At 65.5% G+C, this 19,074-nt stretch carries 17 protein-coding genes and 1 pseudogene; 6 read left to right on the top strand and 12 right to left on the bottom strand.

Features of this window, described 5'->3' with window-relative positions:
* Positions 1–158: 158 nt before the first annotated feature.
* Positions 159–584 carry a MarR family winged helix-turn-helix transcriptional regulator gene (locus DIE15_RS13700; RefSeq protein WP_124833530.1) on the bottom strand — a complete coding sequence of 142 codons (426 nt, stop codon included), beginning with the start codon at positions 582–584 and terminating at the stop codon, positions 159–161.
* 642 nt (positions 585–1,226) lie between these two features.
* Here DIE15_RS13700 and DIE15_RS13695 point away from each other — a divergent pair.
* Entirely contained in the window at positions 1,227–2,177 is a 951-nt protein-coding gene (locus DIE15_RS13695; protein ID WP_124833529.1) for a universal stress protein, read from the top strand.
* Between the two features lie 10 nt (positions 2,178–2,187).
* Here DIE15_RS13695 and DIE15_RS13690 read toward each other — a convergent pair whose 3' ends face one another.
* Positions 2,188–4,479, bottom strand: a complete 2,292-nt coding sequence (locus DIE15_RS13690; RefSeq protein ID WP_124833590.1) for a heavy metal translocating P-type ATPase — start codon at positions 4,477–4,479, stop codon at positions 2,188–2,190.
* Positions 4,480–4,713: 234 nt separating this feature from the next.
* On the opposite strand from DIE15_RS13690, the gene DIE15_RS13685 reads away from it, so the two are divergent.
* Positions 4,714–5,331, top strand: a complete 618-nt coding sequence (locus DIE15_RS13685) for a hypothetical protein (protein WP_124833528.1) — start codon at positions 4,714–4,716, stop codon at positions 5,329–5,331.
* 47 nt (positions 5,332–5,378) lie between these two features.
* Here the strand turns inward: DIE15_RS13685 and DIE15_RS13680 are convergent.
* A pseudogene (locus tag DIE15_RS13680) lies at positions 5,379–5,756 on the bottom strand (cation diffusion facilitator family transporter); the annotation flags it as partial.
* Between the two features lie 180 nt (positions 5,757–5,936).
* On the opposite strand from DIE15_RS13680, the gene DIE15_RS13675 reads away from it, so the two are divergent.
* The 3 genes from DIE15_RS13675 (at position 5,937) to DIE15_RS13665 (ending at position 9,469) form a co-directional block, all read left to right on the top strand.
* Positions 5,937–6,323, top strand: coding sequence for a hypothetical protein (locus DIE15_RS13675; protein WP_124833527.1), 387 nt, complete (start codon positions 5,937–5,939; stop codon positions 6,321–6,323).
* Between the two features lie 399 nt (positions 6,324–6,722).
* Positions 6,723–8,213 carry a sensor domain-containing diguanylate cyclase gene (locus DIE15_RS13670; protein ID WP_124833526.1) on the top strand — a complete coding sequence of 497 codons (1,491 nt, stop codon included), beginning with the start codon at positions 6,723–6,725 and terminating at the stop codon, positions 8,211–8,213.
* 491 nt (positions 8,214–8,704) lie between these two features.
* Positions 8,705–9,469, top strand: a complete 765-nt coding sequence (locus DIE15_RS13665) for an energy transducer TonB (RefSeq protein ID WP_124833525.1) — start codon at positions 8,705–8,707, stop codon at positions 9,467–9,469.
* Positions 9,470–9,537: 68 nt separating this feature from the next.
* Here DIE15_RS13665 and DIE15_RS13660 read toward each other — a convergent pair whose 3' ends face one another.
* The 6 genes from DIE15_RS13660 to DIE15_RS13635 form a co-directional block, all read right to left on the bottom strand.
* A complete protein-coding gene (locus tag DIE15_RS13660; protein ID WP_185734447.1) occupies positions 9,538–10,071 on the bottom strand; it encodes a cation-transporting P-type ATPase in 534 nt (177 codons plus the stop codon).
* Positions 10,072–10,321: 250 nt separating this feature from the next.
* Positions 10,322–11,182: a sulfurtransferase gene (locus DIE15_RS13655; protein ID WP_124833523.1), complete on the bottom strand. Its 861-nt coding sequence runs from the start codon at positions 11,180–11,182 to the stop codon at positions 10,322–10,324.
* 168 nt (positions 11,183–11,350) lie between these two features.
* Positions 11,351–12,007, bottom strand: a complete 657-nt coding sequence (locus tag DIE15_RS13650) for a Crp/Fnr family transcriptional regulator (protein ID WP_260428249.1) — start codon at positions 12,005–12,007, stop codon at positions 11,351–11,353.
* A gap of 25 nt (positions 12,008–12,032) precedes the next feature.
* Positions 12,033–12,566, bottom strand: a complete 534-nt coding sequence (locus DIE15_RS13645; RefSeq protein WP_124833521.1) for an aspartate carbamoyltransferase — start codon at positions 12,564–12,566, stop codon at positions 12,033–12,035.
* A gap of 340 nt (positions 12,567–12,906) precedes the next feature.
* Positions 12,907–15,171 carry an exo-beta-N-acetylmuramidase NamZ domain-containing protein gene (locus tag DIE15_RS13640; protein ID WP_124833589.1) on the bottom strand — a complete coding sequence of 755 codons (2,265 nt, stop codon included), beginning with the start codon at positions 15,169–15,171 and terminating at the stop codon, positions 12,907–12,909.
* Between the two features lie 128 nt (positions 15,172–15,299).
* Complete coding sequence (locus tag DIE15_RS13635) at positions 15,300–15,761, bottom strand: carboxypeptidase regulatory-like domain-containing protein (RefSeq protein ID WP_124833520.1); 462 nt, start codon at positions 15,759–15,761, stop codon at positions 15,300–15,302.
* Positions 15,762–16,250: 489 nt separating this feature from the next.
* Here DIE15_RS13635 and DIE15_RS13630 point away from each other — a divergent pair, with 489 nt between their 5' ends.
* Positions 16,251–16,748 (top strand): lecithin retinol acyltransferase family protein, encoded by a 498-nt coding sequence (locus DIE15_RS13630; RefSeq protein ID WP_124833519.1) that lies wholly within the window; start codon positions 16,251–16,253, stop codon positions 16,746–16,748.
* A 31-nt stretch (positions 16,749–16,779) separates the two neighbouring features.
* Here DIE15_RS13630 and DIE15_RS13625 read toward each other — a convergent pair whose 3' ends face one another.
* The 3 genes from DIE15_RS13625 to DIE15_RS13615 are packed head-to-tail and all read right to left on the bottom strand — an operon-like array spanning position 16,780 to position 19,046.
* Positions 16,780–16,968: a hypothetical protein gene (locus tag DIE15_RS13625; protein WP_124833518.1), complete on the bottom strand. Its 189-nt coding sequence runs from the start codon at positions 16,966–16,968 to the stop codon at positions 16,780–16,782.
* Between the two features lie 31 nt (positions 16,969–16,999).
* Positions 17,000–18,256, bottom strand: a complete 1,257-nt coding sequence (locus tag DIE15_RS13620; RefSeq protein ID WP_124833517.1) for a putative glycoside hydrolase — start codon at positions 18,254–18,256, stop codon at positions 17,000–17,002.
* A complete protein-coding gene (locus tag DIE15_RS13615) occupies positions 18,249–19,046 on the bottom strand; it encodes a polysaccharide deacetylase family protein (RefSeq protein WP_057926938.1) in 798 nt (265 codons plus the stop codon). The genes DIE15_RS13620 and DIE15_RS13615 overlap by 8 nt, the downstream gene beginning before the upstream one ends.
* Between the last annotated feature and the right edge of the window lie 28 nt (positions 19,047–19,074).

The raw sequence follows: 19,074 nt of genomic DNA, 5'->3' as shown, positions 1-19,074 counted from the left end.
GAGGCGGTGTCGGTGTCGCGCGTTCCGTTGAGCTTCGACCCGCTCCGTTCGATTGAACGGCCCCTTCGAGAGACCGGTGATGAAAGGATCGATGCGATATGCAGGAGACCGCACCCGATGCGGCCCAAGTCAACGCCGTGGCTCGCATGGTGCATGTATCAGTCGGTGTCGGTGACGTCCTGGAATGCCCAGCCGAACGACTGGATTTCCGACTTGTGCAATGCCGCAACCTTGCGCAAGCAAGCCGCCCCTTTTTCCGTCAGGTGAATCTCCACCTGCCTTCGGTCCTGCTCGCTCGTCTGGCGCCGGACGAGCCCGGCCGCTTCGCAGCGCGTGACGAGCGCCACCGTGCCATGCGAGGACGCCTGCAGCCGCTCGGCAATCTCGCCCACGGTCGCCCACGAGCGGTCCGGAAACGCACAGGTGTGCAGCATCAGCATGTACTGCAACGGCGTCAGCCCCTCGGCACGCAGGATTTCCTCCGAGAAACGCAGAAAACGCCGCAGCCGGTAGCGAAATTCGGACAACTGCTCGAGGTCGTGTTTCGTCGCGCCTGCGCCGGCCTTTCGATTGCTTGCTGCCATCACGAACTCCGGGAGTTTTCTGGAATCATGTCATCGCGTGACCTAAAATACAGGCGCGCGGAACGGGTAGTGCAAAGTGCTTTCATCTGTCGCTGCTCCGGTTGCTGCGTGGATTGGCCCCATCAACCTGAATCGGTGAGGAGAAGTGGACGGCATTTCGATACCGCTGCTGATCGCCCTGGTCGTCGTACAGCCCGGTCATTCGACAAGCTCACATGCGGGAACGGCCAGCCACGTCGTTGTCCCGGCGCGAAATATACTGCATGTGAGCAACCCGCTCGCGTCGCCGAGCGTCATGCCGAGCGCGCACCATCCGGCGGCAAGCGACTCGAATTACGCCCCGGTCTATATCCCCAGCGTGACGTATCACCCCGACGGCTGGGGCATGCACTCCAGGCTGGCAGGCGATCGATTCCGGTGGTAATCGCCGGGCGCCGCCTGGCACACATTCATCGGGGCAAGTTCTTGCGCCTCGCGTCTTCCCGTCTGGCTCGACGCGCTGAAATCGGCGCGACGCGATCGATCCATCATTTTTTCCGGCATCGCGAAGGCGACTGTGCTTGACGAAGGTCAAGCCGGACACGACCGTCCGTGCGAAAAATGACCGTGTGCGCGACCGTCGGTTGCCGCCGGGAGACCTTCATGACCACCAGCCCCTCGCCCCGCCAGGCAATCCCCGCTCCCCAGCGGGTACTGATCGCCATCGACGGTTCCACCGCATCCGACCATGCGCTCGCGTATGCCCGATGCTTCATTCCATCGAATGCCTCGGTACACATCGTCAGCGTTGCGGAAAATCCGCGCACACTCGTCCCGCTCGGATCGAAAACCATGGCATTTCTCGAATCGGCTCGCGACGAGTTGCTTCGGGATGCAAGCGACTTGCTGTCGCGCGCCAAGGATGCAATGAAGCGCGACGATCTCGCCATCGATACGGAAGTCATCGACCTGTCCACGCACGGCGGGGATGTCGCGCACGCGCTGGACGACAGTGCGCAAGCGCGGCAGGCCGAACTCCTGATCGTCGGCGCGCGTCAGCATCATGGCTTGCTCAGATGGATCGAAGGCACGGTTTCCGGCCCGCTCGGCACACTCGCTCGGTGTCCGCTGCTCATCGTTCCGGAAGGTTTCTCGTCGGTTGCCGAACACCTGCCGCGGCGGATGCTGTTTGCCGTCGACGGCAGTCCTGCCGCGTTCCGCGCGTTGCGAACCGGGTTGACCTTCTCGAGGCCCGATACCGAACTGCGTGCGATATACGTCCTTGAACGCCCTGTCTCGTTGGGAGATTTCGTTCCTGTCGAGACGCTGGAATCGGCATTGACCAGCGACGGCAATCATGTGCTGCAAAAAGCCATGACCGTACTCGACGGCGTAGCCGGACACGCCCATTCGGAATTGATTCGAACCGACCGGAATGGCGCCGACGTTTCGCACGTTATCGTGCGCGACGCTATCGAATGGAGCGCGGACATGATCGTCATGGGCGCCCATGGACGGCGAGGCGTCACGGGCTGGGTGGTCGGCAGCGTTGCCGCACGCGTTGCGCGCATCACGAAAACGCCGGTTCTGCTCGTGAGCGCGCCGCATGCATGACGTTTCGTCGTCACGCATCCGTTCCCACCGCGTGGAACAGTTCCTCCTCCTGCGCGCAATGCAGGCGCACGATGGCTTCCAGCCCGTACAGCAAGCGCTGCATCGCCTGCACCTGCATGGCGTTCGGTGCGTCGTGCGGCATGTTCGCGGCCATCTGCCTGAGTGACCGGACCATCCTGAAGATCTCCCGGTGTGCGCCGCTCATCGCGGCAAGCGGATCCTCGCCACCGAGCAGCGGGGCGAGACGCGCGTAGACGTCCCGATCGTCGGCACGTTCGTGCGGCAGCAGCCGTTCGTCGAGCGAATCGATCAAGCGGGCAAGCTCGCCGGTCAGGGTTGCCGCGGACAGTTGCGGCATGCGATCCGCGAGATCCCTGATCTGGTCCAGCAACGGTGACAATGCCGCGTGCTCGCGCTTGAGTTGCTCGACGTCCACATCGGTCAGCCGGGCGTCCGTCGTCTTCGGGCGAACCAGCAGCACGCGCAACGCGTTGACGATGACGACGACGTCGATGACCTCCTGGATCACCGCGCCGGCAATCGGCTGCAGGAATCCCGCCGCCGCGATCGTCATGGCGGCAACCGACATCGACATGCCGGCCACCACGCTCTCGAGCGCGATGCGGCGCGAGCGTCGTGCGATGCGCATCGCGTCCACGAGGCGATCCAGCCGATCGACCAGCAACACCACGTCGGCGGCTTCCGATGACGCGGCCGCCCCGCGCGCGCCCATCGCGATGCCGACATCGGCCGCCGCCAGCGCCGGCGCATCGTTCACACCGTCGCCGACCATGATCGTCACGCCCTCCTTGCGGGCTGCCTGGATCGCGGTGAGCTTGTCCGCCGGCGTTTGCTCGGCGCGCACGTCGGTCACGCCGAGCAGCTCGCCGACGGCCTGGGCAATCTCGCGCCGGTCTCCGGTCAGCATGACGAGGCGCTCGACCCCTTCGCGTTTCAGAAGCCGCAATGCTCGCGGCGTTTCCAGCCGCAGCTGGTCGGCCATCTGGATCGCTCCGACCATCGCACCATCCACGCCGACGAAGACGGCAGCCCCGCCCTCGCCGCCGACCCGCCTCAGGAACGCGTCGCTCCACGGCGCAATCGTCGAGCGGGCAGAGACGTACCCGAACTTGCCGATCGCGACCGTCCGGTTGTCGACTCGACCGGTCACGCCTTCGCCGGCCGCTTCCTGGACGGCCGACGGCGGCGACAGATTGATCCGACGCTCTCGTGCAGCGACCGTCAGCGCATCCGAAATGACGTGACCAGAAGCCTGAGCCAACGACGCCGCGTAGCGCAGCACATCGTCCGTTGCGACATTCGCGCCGCATTCGATCGCGACGATACGTGCCCGCCCGCCCGTCAGCGTCCCGGTCTTGTCGAAGAAGAGAATCGTCGCTTGCGCAAGGCGCTCCAGCGCACCGCCGCCCTTGACCAGCACGCCGCGTTTCGAGCAACGTGACATGCCTGACACGATGGCGACCGGAACCGCGAGAAGCAACGGGCAAGGCGTGGCCACGACGAGCACGGCAAGCGCGCGGGCGACGTCGCCGGTCAGCAGCCAGGACACCCCCGCGACGAGCAGCGAAACGAGCACGAAGAACCCGGCGTAGCGATCCGCGAGGCGCACGGACGGACTGCGCTCGTGCTGCGCTCGCTCGACCATGCGTACGATGCCGGCAAACGTGCTGTTGCCTGCCGTCGTACGGGCGACCATTTCGAACGGCGCGCCGGCGTTGACCACGCCGCTGCATGCGCTTTCTCCGGACCGTCGCCGCTGGGTGGCCGACTCGCCCGTCAGCATGGATTCGTCGAGTTCCGCGTCATCGGTCAACGTACCGTCGACCGGCACGAATTCGCCGCTTCGCACGAGGAGCCGGTCGCCTGGAAGGATGGCTTCCGGCGCAACGGGCCGCCATTCGCCGCTCTCGAACCGGGTTGCCTGCCGAGGGGCGCGGCCGAGCAGCGCGGTCATTTCGCGTTGCGCGCGATGTTGCGCGTACTGCTCCAGCGCCCGCCCGCTTGCGAGCATCAACGCGATCACCGCGGCAGTCAGCGTCTCGTCGAGCGCGATCGCCAGCTCGATCGCAAGCCATGCGAGCACATCGATGCCGGCCTGACGCTTGGCCAGGGCCCGGGCAAGCGATACCGTCAACGCGAGCAAGACCGGCACCGTACCCGATAGCCAGACGATGCGCGCGAGCGAAGGCAGCCCGAACGCAACGCACACCCCTCCCCCCGCGAGCGCGACGGCCGCCAGGATCAGCAATGCGAGATCGATCGACCAGCGGATTCGGGACATGACGATTTTTCCGATCACCGTGCGCGGGCATACTCGCTGCATCCGGTCCCCGTTGACAGACGGCGTGGCACCAGACCAGTCTAGGAAACGCGGCAATTCGACCGTTGACATGGGTCAGGCGAAAGGCATCCCTATGAAATGCCGATGCGGCGCCTTGCTTGACGTGAGTCAAGCCGCCGCCCCCTTTCCTCAGCAAAATCGAAACGTGACACCGGATGGCCTGGAGCCGATATCGTGCTGACGCTGGCTGTGCTGTTTTTGCTGATTCTTCTGCTGAATCTCATACCCGCGTTCGCCCCGCCTACCTGGATGGCGATGTCGTGGGTGGGATTCAATCTGCCGGAAGGAAATCCGCTGATCTTCGCCATCGTCGCGGCCGGTGCGGCGACAACCGGCCGCGTTATCCTGGCGACCTTCTCGAGATCGCTCGTCCGCTCGCGCTGGATGCGGGAATCGGATCGCGAGAATATCGACGTTGCCACACGCTGGCTGAGCAAGCACCGTACGCTGACCGCCGGCGCATTCTTCTTCTATGCGTTGAGCCCGCTTCCGTCGAACTATCTGTTCATCGCGTATGGTCTTTCCGGGTTGCCGCTGAGAATCATCGCCGCCGCGTTCTTCGTCGGCCGCGTAACGACCTATGCGATCTGGACACATCTCGGCCGTTTTGCGTCGACCCGGTTCGACGTGGAGTCCGAACTGGAAGGCACTTACTTCGGTGGATACTTCATCGTCACCCAGCTGGTCCTGCTCGGCTTCGTCTTCGCATTGATGAAGCTCGACTGGGGCGCTCTCGTCAACGAACGTCGATTGACGTTCCGGCGCGGGCATCATCCGCGCGGCACCGAATGACGCCGGCGGGCGCGACGTTCCGAGCCGGTACGTCGCGCTTTTCCTGCCTACTCGCGTCGAATCGCTGCTGCGACTTCAGCGCGCGTTTCGCGCTTGTGCGGATCGGCATGCGTCATCACGTTCAGGACACGGTGATGCCGCATCACGCGTGCGCGCGCGTTCACCGCGATGTCATGCCCTTGCGCAACGGTGAGATCGGCGTCGATGTCGAGATGCACGTCCACGAGGATGAGAGCGCCGGTCTTGCGTGTGCGCAGGTCGTGTACGTCAAGCACGCCCGGTGTGGCGAGCAGCGTCGCACGGATCGCCTGAACGTCCTCGGCGTCGGCCGCCCGATCCATCAGGTCATGCAACGCGTCCCAACCGAACGTGGCGCCCATCTTCACGATCATCCGGCCGACGATCAGTGCCGCGTAGGGAATCAGGCCGGCGCTCCCCGCCGCAACACGAGACGCACGATGATGCACGGTACAGTCGACAGCGATGTGATGGCCGGCACGTATTTCGATGGTATGGGCGGCTATCCGGCGGCACTTGATCTCACGCAAAGGATCTGCCGACCTTCCGTGTACCGTTGAATGCATGCAAACGGCTGGGAGAGTGCCATGTTCCGTGCGAATACCTTCACTGCTGCGTGTGTGGTCAGTGTCGCGATCGCGATGACGGCCGGTCTGGCCGACGCCCAGCCTCGCCCGCCTGCTCAAGGCCCCGCCGCCGGGTCGGGAGGCATGATTTACGGCAGTCAGCTGATGACGCCGGCCGAGCGGACCGAATACCGTACGCGGATGCTCGCGGCAGCGTCGGACGCAGAGCGCGAGAAAATCCGCGCAGAACATCATGCCGAGATGCAAAAGCGTGCGAAAGCGCGCGGAATCAAACTCCCCGACATGCCACCCATGCGCGGCATGCATCGCGGGCAAGGGATGGGGATGGGGCCCGGCTACATGCGCGGCCAGCCCGGCGGCCCCGCGAGCGGCGCTGCTGGCCAGTGATCGCACGGTGCGGCGCGCTCGCTGCCGGACGCCGCACCGTTCGCCGCCGACCGTTCTCGCGGGCGCCTGCCATGCGTCGACAGTGGATTGTCGTATCGGTCATGCGCATGATGTCTAGTTGGCAACAACTTTCAAGTTGACGATTTTGTCGGCAGGCAGACAGTACTCGTCCAGTATGGATTGGCCTCACCCTTGAAATTGCTCCGTGAACAAGAGGAGACCGTTCTTTTGTTGCGACACAGCAAAACGGAGTCGTCAGCATCGAAACTGTTTGATGTGGTGAACCGTTGGCATTAGGTCCGTGCCCACTTCGGGCAACCCGCGCTTGCATTCGCTGCCCTCCCTTTCTAGTATGCGGAATCGAGGCCCATCCCGGGCGCCCGTTTAGTGAGGAAATCCATGCAGCCTCGGTCGGCGGCACCTTACTATGTCGTGGTGCTCGGCGTCCTCATCGCCTTTGCACTGATGTGCCTGTGCGTTTTGCAATTGCGCCAGAGCCGCCAGGACGCGCTTGATCGCGCAAGCGAAACCTCGCGCAATCTTGGTCTGATGGCAGAAAGAGATATCGAGCGCAATTTTGAGCTCTACGACCTGTCGTTGCAGTCAGCGATTCGAGGACTGCAACGCCCCGATGTGATGGCCGCCTCCCCAGCCTTGCGGCGAGCCGTGCTGTTTGACTACGCCATGACCGCCCAATACATTGGCTCGATGCTTGTGCTGGACGCAGCCGGCGACATCGTCCTCGACTCGGAAAATGACGTACCACGCAAGGGCAATTTCGCCGATCGGAAGTACTTCACGGTCCAGCGCGATCACCCCGATACCGGGCTCTATGTCAGCGATCCTTATGTATCGCGCCTACGCGGAGGCATCCGCAGTTTCGCGTTGTCGCGACGTCTGTCGAACGCCGACGGCTCATTTGCCGGCATCGTGGTGCTCACGATCAATCTCGAGTATTTCAACAGGTTGTTCGCTGGCCTCGCGCTCGGCACCCATGGTTCGATGTCCCTGATCGGCAAGGATGGAATCATGTTCATGCGTCAGCCGTTCGACGTGCGCATTATCGGACGCGACATCAGCCAAGCCGTGACTTTCCGGCGTTTCCGGGCCGCGCCGGAGGGCACGTTTTCGGAAACGGCGTCGATCGATGGTGTGCGGCGGCACTATTATTTCAAGAACCTGCCGGATCTGCCGTTGATCATCATGGTAGCTGAAGCCGAGCAGGACATCTATGCGGCGTGGCGGCAGCGCGCGATCACAATCGGCTCACTGGTGGCCGCATTCGGTACTGGATCCATCGCTCTGTCGATCTTGCTCAGTGTCCAGTTGCGGCGCCGGATGCGGGCAGAATCCGAACTGGTTCTGTTAGCGCGCATTGATGGCCTTACCGGACTCGACAATCGCCGCACGTTCGGGGAGGTCCTCGAACAGGAATGGCACCGTGCGCGTCGAGCGCGCTCCGTGTTTTCACTGCTGTTCGTCGATATTGACCGCTTCAAGGCGTACAACGACACCTATGGTCACCAGGCTGGTGATGACGCGCTAGCCGCGGTCGCACGGTGCATCGGCGAGAACATTCGCCTCCCGAACGACCGCGCGGCCCGCTACGGGGGGGAAGAGTTCGTCATTCTGCTACCCGACACGTCACCTGCGAACGCAGCACTTATCGCTGAAAGAATTCGCACCGCGATCAGTGACTTGATGATCGAACACGTGAGCAGCGAATTCGGGCACGTGACGGCCAGCATCGGTCTAGCCAGCTGGACGCCAGAACAGGATGTCGAAGTGGGGGCTGTGATCAAGGCGGCCGATGAGGCGTTGTACCACGCGAAGGCAATCGGCCGAAACAAGGTTACCGCCGTCCCGTCCCGATCGACGTTTGCCATGTGATTTTGCGCCAGTCTCGGCGATGTCCCACCGGTGGCCGATGCTTGAGTTTGCCGGCCGGATTGTCGCCGTCTTCGTGCACCGGAGTGCCGGCAACCGGTACGCCGAGGATGCTGATCCGGAACATCGGCCCCTTGTTTTCCGTACGTTTTACAGGGGTATCCGGATCGGGATGCGACAAGGGTTTGCGGTCTGATCCCAATACAAATTTCAATTGATTCAATCGCTTCCCGACGGGCCTCTTTGATGCCCCGGCTTTCCACTATCCGCGACCAGCCAACGTGGGTTAATGATGGAAAAACGGGGCAACGCCGGTGGCCGGCGTTCTTCCGTTTTTGCAATGGGGTACCAAACGCTGTCGAATGGTTGCCGGAAGTCCGCCGGCGGTCACCCATTGTGATTTACTTCCGTGCCCCGACTAAACTGAAATGAGTAGCGAACGGAGCACCGGTTCGACGCGCGCTCACGGGGGCGCAGGCCGGCGCTAAGCAGCCATGAGCACGAAATCCGACTTGCCTGTTTGGCCGCCGCGCGAGCACGGCACGGGGCGAGCGTTTGGACTGGCGGTGGCGCTGCACGTCCTGCTGGCGGCGATGGTGATTTCCAGCGCGGTCCTGTCGCACCACCACACCCCCACTGGCTCGGGCACCGTGATTGACGCGCCCGGCATGCCGTTGCGGTTGACCACCTCGGCCCAGCATGCGGCCAAGCCGGCGTCGGCATCACGCGCCTGGCTTCCGTCTACCGAACTCGGTACCGTGAACGCGCGGGTGCCCGTTGCGCGCCATCATCGCAGGATCGACATCAAACCGCAGCGTCTAAAGGCGCCAGCCTTGCGGATCAGCGTGATCGCAGCCCGCCGGACCCGGTTGCCGAACGCCGCGACCGTTGCTACGCAAGTAGACGGTGAAATGGAACGGGAACGCGCCGCGCGGCTCGCCGCACTGCAGGACATCGCCCGCGGGCCTCTGCTGAAGACTGGCGTTGCTGCGTCGCGGGACTATGCAAATACGGTAGCCCTTCGGGTGCGCGCCAACGTCGTCGCGCCGTTCGAGATTCCAGGCAATCCATCTACCGTCATCGCTGTCACGTGCGCACCCAGCGGAGCGCTGCTCAGTGTCAGGGTGCAACGTTCCAGCGGTAACCCGCAGTGGGACAGTGCCGTGCTGGCCGCAGTCGAGAAGTCGGACCCGATGCCACGGGATATCGACGGCGCGACGCCGGTGAGCATCGTTCTCACGTTTCAGCCGAAGGGCTGACGGATACGCGCAGGCGGTCGGCCGGATGGCTGCGCCGGCCGCTTCTCGCCAAGCCTGGTTCGCTCGGTCTAGCCAAGCCGTAGCGCCGCTTCGACCGGTATCTTCAGTTGATCCAGAAGCAGCGCAAACCCGATCGCGGTCATTGCTACGGCTCCCACGAGCGACCACGGTAACGTGGCCATCAGCGTACCTGACAGGACGAGCACCGAGACGATCGTGATGTCAATCGCGGATGACAGCAGCAGCCACCGGCCCGGCCGCGAATGCCAGAGATGGCCAGGCTCGCGCAATACATAAAGAACCGCCTGATTGCCGAAGGCGATCGCGACGCCGGCTCTGTGTTCCTGAACGATGCCGAGTACAGCGTTGAATACGAGCAGTGCGCCGACAACAGTCGCCTCGATGTAAGCACCCATGCCAATCTGCAACACGATGGCCGCTTCCAGCAGCCAAGGCACCGGTGCCCAGAACTTGGGCAACAGCACACGCCAGTATGGCGCCGCCTGTTCGTGGATTGTGTTCGATCCGAATTTTTTCGCGCGCTCGCGCACTTCGGTAGTCGACTGTCCGGCAGTCGATTCCGGCGTCACAGTCTCTTCCATGGACGAGGCACCTTCCATACCGCTCTACCCAGGGTCAAACTGCGGAGGAGGACACGGTGACATGCGGCATGCGCTACTCGCCTCTCTGTCGAGCCGGCATCACTGCCAGCTCAGCGAGAGCGCTTCAATGATGGCCATTTGTGTCTCCACAAGACAAGCGGGAACCAGGTGATCGGTTCAATCACGGCGGTTTGATCGACAGCCTCCGGGACGGGCCACGGTCAGATCGACTTGCCTCAGCGGTGCGGCGTCAGTAGGGCACCCCCTCTTCAATGGGAAGTGAGCGGTCACGGGACCACTCGTTCCAGGAACCGAGGTATAGCCGCACGCTCCTGATGCCGGCTTCCTCGAGGGCAACGAACGTTGTGGACGCCCGCGCGCCCTTGAAGCAGAAAACGACGACCGGCGTATCCTTGCGAATCCCGACTGTCGCGCATTCCGCAAGAATCTCTGCTGGAGACTTGAACATCTGCCCGCTGGGTGTCGGCTTCAGCATCCGGTACCACTCAAGCCACACCGAGCCTGGAATGCGACCTTTTCGCGGGCAAAAGTCCTTGCCGTACGGAGATGAGCTTTCGCCAATCCACTCGTCGACGTCCCGCACATCGAGTTTCACCACGTGTGGGTCGGCGACCGCTGCCTTCATCTCGTTCAGGTCCACCAGAATGCTGTCTCCTTCGGTAGCGACAGGGAACCTGACGGGCTTCGGTGCCGGTACGTCAGTCGTGCTCGGCAGCGCCGCTGCGCGCCAGGCGCTGAACCCGCCGTGGAGTACCTTGATTTTGTCTCTCGGATAACCAAGATAGCGAAGCAGCATATAACCCCGGCAGGACTGTCCAAAACCGGTTGTCATGGACTGCTCATAGACAACCGCGGTTTCGCTCCCCGACAACCCGGCCTTGCCGAAGGCGTCGGTGAAGGTCTCGCGCAACGCCGCTACGCCTTGCGGCGTCGACATCGCCAGATACGTGAATATCTCGTGGATATTGACTGCACCGGGCAAGTGGGCTTCCGCGTAATTGGCGGCGTCTCTCGTGTCGATGAGCACCACCGGCGTCGTTTTCATGAGTTCCGCCAGGTCGGCGGCGGAAATGAGGACTCTTTCATGCATGGCAAGCCTCACGGGTTGATGACAAAACACACCTCTGCGTAGCTGTTTTCGCGACTCGCGACGGTCGACTGCGGAAAGAACATGGTCGCGTTCAGCGCATCGACGTCGATGTCAGTCAATCGCGAATACCGGGAAACCCCGTTGACACAGGTCAACGATTGTCGATCATCACGACCCGCGATCCGGTCGAGTCGGCGGGTTTCCGGTCAGGACAACGCGGGTCCCGTCACGCGCGATGAATCCGTCCCGCTCAAGTCGGGCCAAGGTGCGATACAGGGTCTCGTGTGCGATCCCAAGCGCGCGTGCCCACTGCATCAGCGACCCCGGCACCGTGAATACGCCGCGGGCGTCGCCTTCGAGTCGCAGGCAATGCAGGATGCGCTCGCGCGGTGATCTCAGCGTCAGGCGCTCGGCGCGTGCACGGGACTGCATCAACTGCCGGGACAGGAGCCGGATCCAGTCGATCGCAAAGGTCGAATCGAGCCGCAGAGACGCCAGCACTATTTGGACAGGCAGAACCAGCAATTGACTGGCGACCGGGCAAACGCCGTCGCAGTGGTATCGCGCGCTGAAGAGACTCGCTTCCGCCACGAAATCTCCGGGCCCGGCGCTCTGCAGCGTGATGGACTCGCCGCCGGCTTCGTCACGCCGCAACAACACCCGGCCGGCCCGAACCTGGTAGACGGCCTGCACCGGTTGTTCGCGACGGAAGACCGTGGTGTTGGCGTCGAATTGGCGCAGCTTTGCGGCGAGACGCAATGCCTCGGGCCAGGAGGGTGGAAGATCTGCAACGTGGGCGTCGATAGCTAGTTCAGGCGTGTCCACCGCGGGCCTCGTGACCGCGGACCCGCTATTCGGGTGTGGTGCCGGCCGCATGGTGATGCCTCGTGTTCGCGCTATGCCCCGCCATCGCGTCGTGGCCATGGTCGGACAGTTGTGCGTCAAACCACTGGTGCAGCGCGGTGACCAGCCGGGGCTGATCGGTCCGATAGGCGATTTCGCCGCCGTTGTGCAGGTCGCGATAGGTGATTGTCAGCTCGCCCGGTTTCGCCGCGCGAAGCGCCGCCAGGCCCGGCATGGCCTTGCCGTGGATCTGCTCCGGTCCCGCGAAGTCGCCAGCGGCGAACTGCTGTGCGACCATCGCCAGGTGCTGGCGGATCAACCCGGCCTGTTGGGGATCGTCTCGCTTGGTCACGACCTGCTGGACGCCGCCATCCGCGGTCTTGGTGAAGATATGGGTGGTGGCCGCCAGCGAAAACGGCATGACGTCGGCGCCCCGTTGCGCGACCGCCTTCTCGCGCGCAGTCGTGTCGGCAGCGGCGGATGAAGCGAGGCTGCAGGCAGCAAGGGAAGCGGCGAGCAAAAGCGCAGCTGTGCGTGCCATGAATGTCTCCAGTTTCGAATTCAGCCGCAGTCTAGCGCTGCGTTCTGCCGCGCACTATGACTGGAATCATAGCTCGCGAACCGGCGTATCCGGTGCGCACCACGCTTGCCAACGCAAAGGCAGTGTCGCACGGAGGCCTACTCCGGCTGACGCAACCGAACCGGCGTGTTCTCCGCAATCTGGCGGCCGTCGCGCCTTTCGCGAGGAAGCCTCCCATGCCGGGCAACCTGAACTGGATACGCATCGTCGCCATCGCGGTATTGCTGGTTTCCGCCTTTGCAGCCGACAAATTCGCAATGCCGACGCATCATTGCCACGTATCGACTGCGGCGGCCCGAACTCAGTACAGCAGGAACGCCGCCCGCTCGCGCACGAACGCAGCATCCTGCGCAGCGACGACACGTTCGATGTCGTCGAGCGAGCGCCCTGCTTCCAGCATGTCGGCCACTTCGCGCGAGCCGACCGACGCACGTATCGCATCGATCCGGAACTGCGCCGGATAACGACGGTGCAATGCCAGCGCGAGCGCCAGCCCGATCTCGCCGGGCCGCGTCGCGCCGGGCAGCCGTTCGATGCGCACCCCTTCGCACAGCCTGCCGCGATACGGCCCCTCCGCGGGCGCGAAGCGAACCGGCGAGAACGTCGCGTCGAGCCGCATCGCGCGCAGATCGTCCGCGAGGATGCGCGCGTCGATCCACGGCGCGCCGACCACGCCGAACGGCATCGCGGTGCCGCGCCCGACACTGACCGCCGCCCCCTCGACGAGCCCCGTCTCCGGATAGCGCGACAGCGCGGCGCCATCGCGCAGGTTCGGCGACGGCGGCACCCACCCGAGTCCGGTGTCGTCGAAGCGCATCGCGCGCACGTAGTTCGCCATCGGCACCACACCGAGCGCCGCACCGATATGCAGCCGGTCGTTGAACAACCGGGCCAGTTCGCCGAGCGTCATGCCGGGCTCGAGCGGCAGCGGGTAATAGCCGGTGAACGTCGCCGGCCCGGCATCCGCCACGGGGCCGCCGAACGCATCGCCGCCCAGCGGGTCCGGACGGTCGAGCACGATCACGGGAAGATGGGCGGCGGCGCCGGCCTCGAGCGCATGGCCGAGCGTGGCGAGGTACGTGAAGAAGCGGACGCCCGCGTCCTGCAGGTCGATCACCAGCACGTCGACATCGGCGAGCAGTGCGGGCGCGATCGTGCGGCGCTCGCCGTAGAGGCTGTGAACGACCACGCCGGTCGCCGCGTCGACGGTGTCGCCGAACGTCTCGTCGACGTCGGTGCTAAGCCCGTGCTCGGGCGCGAACAGCGCGACGAGCCGTGCGCCCGGCGCGTGCGCGAGCAGGTCGGCCGTGCGCCGGCCGAGCCGATCGAAGCCGCTGCGGTTCGTGACGAGCGCAATGCGCTTGCCGGCCACGGCCGCGAAGCCGCTCGCCGCCAGCACGTCGATGCCAGCCAGCACCGGCCCGCGCGATGCCGGCAACCGCACGGCCTGCGCGACGGCCGCCGCCATCGCGGGTACGCGCGTCGCAATCCGCGACGGCGTCACCGGCGCGGCCTCGCTCGATACGATCCCGAGCACGAGCGCACGCAATGGCATCGCCGTGCCGGTTTCGTCGGGATACAACCGGCTCGTCAGCACGATCGCGAAGCGGCGCGTCGCGGGATCGATCCAGAGCGCCGTGCCCGTGTAGCCGAGGTGTTGCAGCGCGCCGACCGGCGGCAGCCGGTAGCGGTTCGCGACGAGCGGCGGCCCGACCGCCCAGCCGGGCGTGTGCAGCTCGCCCTCGGCGTCGAGCGTGGCCGGTGTCTCGAGCGCGGCGACGCTGCGCATCGTCAGCACGCGCGCCGGGCCGAGTGCGCCGCCGTTCAGCAGCATGCGCGCGAAGCGCGCCAGATCGTCGGCGCTCGCGAACAGGCCCGCATTGCCGGCAACGCCACCCATGGCCGCCGCGATGGGGTCATGCACGCTGCCGCGGAGCAGACGGCCATCGCGAACGACGGTGGGTGCGACGCGCGCGAGCAGCCGGCCCGTCGGCCGGAACAGGGTGCTCGCCATCCCGAGCGGCCCAAACACGTGTTCCGCGCACCACGCGTCGAGCGGCCGGTGCGACACGCGCCGGACGATCTCGCCGAGTGCCACGTAATTGACGTCGCTGTAGCGCACCCGTGTGCCGGGCGACGCGACGGGCGCCATCGCGACGATGTCGGCAAGCACGGCGGCGCGGCTGCGCAGCGTGCGGGACGACGACACGCCGGCCGGCAGCCCCGACACGTGTGCGAGCAACTGGCGGATCGTGATGCTGCCCTTGCCGTGCACGCCGAACGCGGGCCAGTAGCCTGCAGCCGGCCCGTCGAGGCTCAGCATGCCGCGCTCCGCGAGCTGCATGATCGCGACCGCCGTCGCCACCGGCTTGGTCAGCGACGCGAGATCGAAGACGGTATCGGCCGTCATCGGCTCGGCGTGCTCGCCCGTCACGCGCAAGCCGCGCGCGACACGCACGCGCACGCCGTCGGCGTCGCCTGTCACGACCACCGCGCCGGCAAGATGCCCGTCCGCGATCTCGGCGGCGATTGCTTCATCGATCGCGGCGGCCTGCCGCGGTGCCATGGCCGCTTCGGGTTCCGCCCGCGCACCGGCCGATGCAAGCGCGACCAGCAGCGCGCCGGCCAGCGCGGCAGCGCAGCGCACGGCCGCCTCGCCGGCCCTGCCAGAACGCACGGCTAGCGGGCCGGCCGCTACTGCGGTGCGGGACACGCCGCGCACAGACGCATCGCGCCGTGCCGGTCGGGGTCATGCCAGGAAAAGCGCACATCGACGCCCCCTCGCGCCGGGACGACGACGCGCCGGACTTCCTGGACGGCCCTGTCGTGCGCCGATACGCTATATCGCCCCGGCGGCACGCGCGCGAACAGGAACGGGCCGTTCGTGTGCACGTCGAGCATCGTCGACTTGCCGGACGACAGCGTCACGTCGACATCGGAAAGATAGTGGCCGGACTTCGACGCGAACGTGATCCGCAGGTTGTATCGAGGGGCGACGTCGCGAAACGCGATGATCTCGTCCTGGCCAATTCCACCGGTGATGTACGCGATACCGTTGCGCTCGACAGGCTCGGGCGACGTCTGCGCCAGCGCGCTCGCACCGATGTTCAGCACGCAGGTTGCCAGCAGCAGCATCTTCACGGTTCCGGTCCACATCTTCACTCTCCTGATTGAGCACGCATGGCTGCAATGCCGCCCGTCCGATCGCGGAACGTGTTGCGTGCGATGCCGTCGCGCGTTTGAATCGGCGACGATGCCAGCGTCGCGCGGAACGTCGATTTCCCGTTGACTCAAGTCAAATGCGCTCCTGTCGAAGCCGAACAGAACCGGACGGAACGCCCGCGAGACGGTGATCACGCCCCGGCTGCCGGTGCGCCCGGACACGCCCGGACGCGCCTGGAATCGGGCGGAACCGGGCGGAAACGGCATCCGTGCGGCGCGATGTCCGTGATCGCTGTCAGCCGATATTGCATGGCCCGTCGGAAATTTCCGACACGGCCGCCCGACGTCGGACAGCAAGCTCAGGCCACGCTGATTGTTCCGCTCGACCCCGCCGCCAATACTGGAGACGTGACAGGACGTAACGCATTTCGCGGTCGGGGAGCGGTTCTTCCGCCCCGCCGCCGCAGGACCGAGGAGCTGGCGATGATTGATCCGACCGCAGCGCACGCCGACGACGCCAACCTGGATGGCGAACCGCCGGTCGGCGCCCACCTCGTGACCCGCCGCCCCGGCTACCTGCATCACGGGATCTACATCGGCGACGGCAACGTGATTCACTACGCGGGGTGGTCGCGCCATCTGAGCGGCGGCCCTGTCGAGGTCGTCACCCTCGACGGCTTCCGCGCCGGTTTCGAGCTCGCGGTGATCCGCCACACGCGCACGCTGTACGACGGCACGGAAGCCGCACGCCGCGCGGCATCGCGCCTCGGCGAATGCCGCTACCGGCTTCTGACGAACAATTGCGAGCACTTCTGCCTGTGGTGCCTGTTCGGCGTCGGGAGGAGCGAGCAGGTCGCGTCGTGTCTGCGCAATCCCGCGCACGGCGTCGCGGTCGTCGTCATGCTGATCGCTTGCGTGCTGGTCGCACGGGTGCATCCGGCGATGGTCGAGCGGGAATACCCGGCCGGGTGCACGGCCTAGCATCGCCCGAACCGCCGCTGCTCACCGCCCGTCACCGGCGGCCGCGCAAGACGGCACGCGCATACCCCCAACGTTTCGCCTGCGCGATCGCAATGCGGATCGCGCTGCCCTCGGTACGCCCCTGCCGCAACAACGCGTTGGCAATCTCGATCGCCTTGCCGCGAACCGGCGGCGGCAGATTCCGCATCGACGGCGGATAACGTTCGTCGTTCCATGGCATGGTCGATTCGTCCCGGACAGGATCGTGCCGGTCAGCGCGGCAACGCGGCAGGATCGTAGCGATTGCGCGGGTTCCACAGCATCCAGCCGTCCGTGCCGGCCGCGTCGGCGGCGTCGACCTGTGCGCGAATCTCGTCGGCGTCGAACGGCCGGTGATCGAACGCATAGTCGCGAAACGCCTGGAGCCACGGCCGAAACCGGACGCCGTCCAGTCCGGTCCGGCGCTTCGCCTCGGCCAGCGACCGCGAAACGATCTCGCCCGGATGTTCGGTCGGCTTCCGGCAGCCCGGCAGACCCCATGTGAAGCCGGATGGATACAGCATCGGCGACACATAGTCGACGACCGATCCGAGCGCGTCGAGTCGCTGCCCGATCGCGGTGTCGTCGGCGTTCCAGCAGACGTACCCGAAGATATCGGCCGACACGTAGAGGTTGTACGGCCGCAGCCGTTCGCGCGCGCCGGTCAGGAATCCGGTGATCGCCGCGACCCGGTTGGCCTCGGTATTGGGCTCGGCGAACCGGAGACCGTTGGCGTCGGGAAACCGCAGGTAGTCGAACTGGATTTCGTCGAAGCCCATCCGGGCGGCCTCTTCGGCGACGTCGTAATTGTGTTGCCACGCCGCACGCGAGGTCGGGTCGATCCAGCGCTGATGCTCGCGGTCCTGCCAGATCTCGCCGGCCGCATCGCGCACGGCCCAGTCGGGGTGGGCGCGCGCCAGCGGGTCGTCCTTGAACACGACGATGCGGGCAATCAGGTAAAGACCGCGCGCATGGAACGTCCGCAGCAGGTCCGTGAGATCGGGGGGATGAACGATTGCGCCCGACACGTTGTTCGCCGCCCCGGAGATTTCGCGCGCCAGGCTGCGATAGGGCGTCACGCCGCTGTCGCCCTTCACGTCGATCACCAGCGCGTTGACCGCGGTCGCGTCCTGCAACGACAGTGCGGCCTCGCGCAGCGTGCGATCCGCGACGCCGTAAGCGGACAGATAGACCGCTTTCGGGCGCACCGGTGTCATGCGGATCGTATGCGCGACGTCGGCCGGCGTCAGCGTGATTTCGGTTCGCGCATAGCCCGGCGCACGTACGCTCACGCGTGTACCCGCCGCGTCGAGTTCCAGTGAAAACGTGCCGGCGCGATCCGCGGTCCGGTTCACGCCCGGCGCGTGGCCGATCGCGCCGGCCAGCGGATGCCCGTTCGCGGCATCGACGACCGTGATCGTGACCGGCGCCGCCCGGGCGGCGACACCGGCGAGCAACACGAGCAGGCAGACGATCAGGCGCTCAATCACGGCTTCCTCCGGCGGTTCGCAGCAATCCGTTCATGCATCGTGTGTCGCAGGCATCCGTCATCAGATAGCGTGGCAGCGCCATGGCCGGGTCCGTGCGCCGCACGGGGTGCGCGTCGAGCGTGAACGCCGCGACGTAGCCTTCGTCAGCGGCCAGCTGGTCGGCCTGAGCATCATGGACGCCGAACGGCCAGGCCAGCAGCCTGACCGGCTGGCCGGTCTCGGACTCGAGCCGTTCGCGGGACCGGCGCAACTGGAACGACACGAAGCGCCGGTAGTCGTCCGGCGTCAGCCGGGCGCGCTCGGTGCGGAAATTCGGATGCCAGTACGTGTGCGACTCGATGTCGAACCCACCGGCGCGTCCGAGTGCGCGCAACTGGTCCCACGTCATCGCATAGCTGGCGTTGGAGACGGCCGACGGATAGATGAACAGCGTGACCGGCACCGGATGCGTCGCCAGCAGCGGACGCAGCACGTCGTAGACGGAGCGGTGACCGTCGTCGACGGTGATCGCGACCGCCCGCGCCGGCACCGCCTCCGTCTCGCCGCCATGCCAGCGCACGACGTCGGCGAGCGGCACGATGCGATAGCCGTTCGCCTCGATCGCCTGCAGCTGGTTGCGAAACGTTTCGGTGCGCACCGTCATCGAATCCAGGCGCGCCTCGGCGAACCGGTGGTAGACCAGGATCAGCACACGCGGCTGCGGTGGAGGAACGACGGTCGCGACGTCGGCGGACGAAACCGGCGGCATGCACGACAGCAGGAGCAGGCAGGCGATCAGGCGAAAGGCCATGGCGGTCCTCGTGGAAAGACTGCCCCAT

This window comes from Burkholderia sp. Bp9031, from assembly GCF_003857965.1.
In the GTDB taxonomy this organism is placed as follows: domain Bacteria; phylum Pseudomonadota; class Gammaproteobacteria; order Burkholderiales; family Burkholderiaceae; genus Burkholderia; species Burkholderia ambifaria_A.
This window is presented reverse-complemented; position numbering and strand designations above follow the sequence as displayed.

Excerpts from the sequence above, each read along its gene's own strand:
- DIE15_RS13700 (WP_124833530.1), bottom strand. The coding sequence starts at position 584 with ATGGCAGCAAGCAATCGAAAGGCCGGCGCAGGCGCGACGAAACACGAC.
- DIE15_RS13695 (WP_124833529.1), top strand. The coding sequence starts at position 1,227 with ATGACCACCAGCCCCTCGCCCCGCCAGGCAATCCCCGCTCCCCAGCGG.
- DIE15_RS13690 (WP_124833590.1), bottom strand. The coding sequence starts at position 4,479 with ATGTCCCGAATCCGCTGGTCGATCGATCTCGCATTGCTGATCCTGGCG.
- DIE15_RS13675 (WP_124833527.1), top strand. The coding sequence starts at position 5,937 with ATGTTCCGTGCGAATACCTTCACTGCTGCGTGTGTGGTCAGTGTCGCG.
- DIE15_RS13670 (WP_124833526.1), top strand. The coding sequence starts at position 6,723 with ATGCAGCCTCGGTCGGCGGCACCTTACTATGTCGTGGTGCTCGGCGTC.
- DIE15_RS13665 (WP_124833525.1), top strand. The coding sequence starts at position 8,705 with ATGAGCACGAAATCCGACTTGCCTGTTTGGCCGCCGCGCGAGCACGGC.
- DIE15_RS13660 (WP_185734447.1), bottom strand. The coding sequence starts at position 10,071 with ATGGAAGAGACTGTGACGCCGGAATCGACTGCCGGACAGTCGACTACC.
- DIE15_RS13655 (WP_124833523.1), bottom strand. The coding sequence starts at position 11,182 with ATGCATGAAAGAGTCCTCATTTCCGCCGCCGACCTGGCGGAACTCATG.
- DIE15_RS13645 (WP_124833521.1), bottom strand. The coding sequence starts at position 12,566 with ATGGCACGCACAGCTGCGCTTTTGCTCGCCGCTTCCCTTGCTGCCTGC.
- DIE15_RS13640 (WP_124833589.1), bottom strand. The coding sequence starts at position 15,171 with ATGGCACCGCGGCAGGCCGCCGCGATCGATGAAGCAATCGCCGCCGAG.
- DIE15_RS13635 (WP_124833520.1), bottom strand. The coding sequence starts at position 15,761 with ATGTGGACCGGAACCGTGAAGATGCTGCTGCTGGCAACCTGCGTGCTG.
- DIE15_RS13630 (WP_124833519.1), top strand. The coding sequence starts at position 16,251 with ATGATTGATCCGACCGCAGCGCACGCCGACGACGCCAACCTGGATGGC.
- DIE15_RS13625 (WP_124833518.1), bottom strand. The coding sequence starts at position 16,968 with ATGCCATGGAACGACGAACGTTATCCGCCGTCGATGCGGAATCTGCCG.
- DIE15_RS13615 (WP_057926938.1), bottom strand. The coding sequence starts at position 19,046 with ATGGCCTTTCGCCTGATCGCCTGCCTGCTCCTGCTGTCGTGCATGCCG.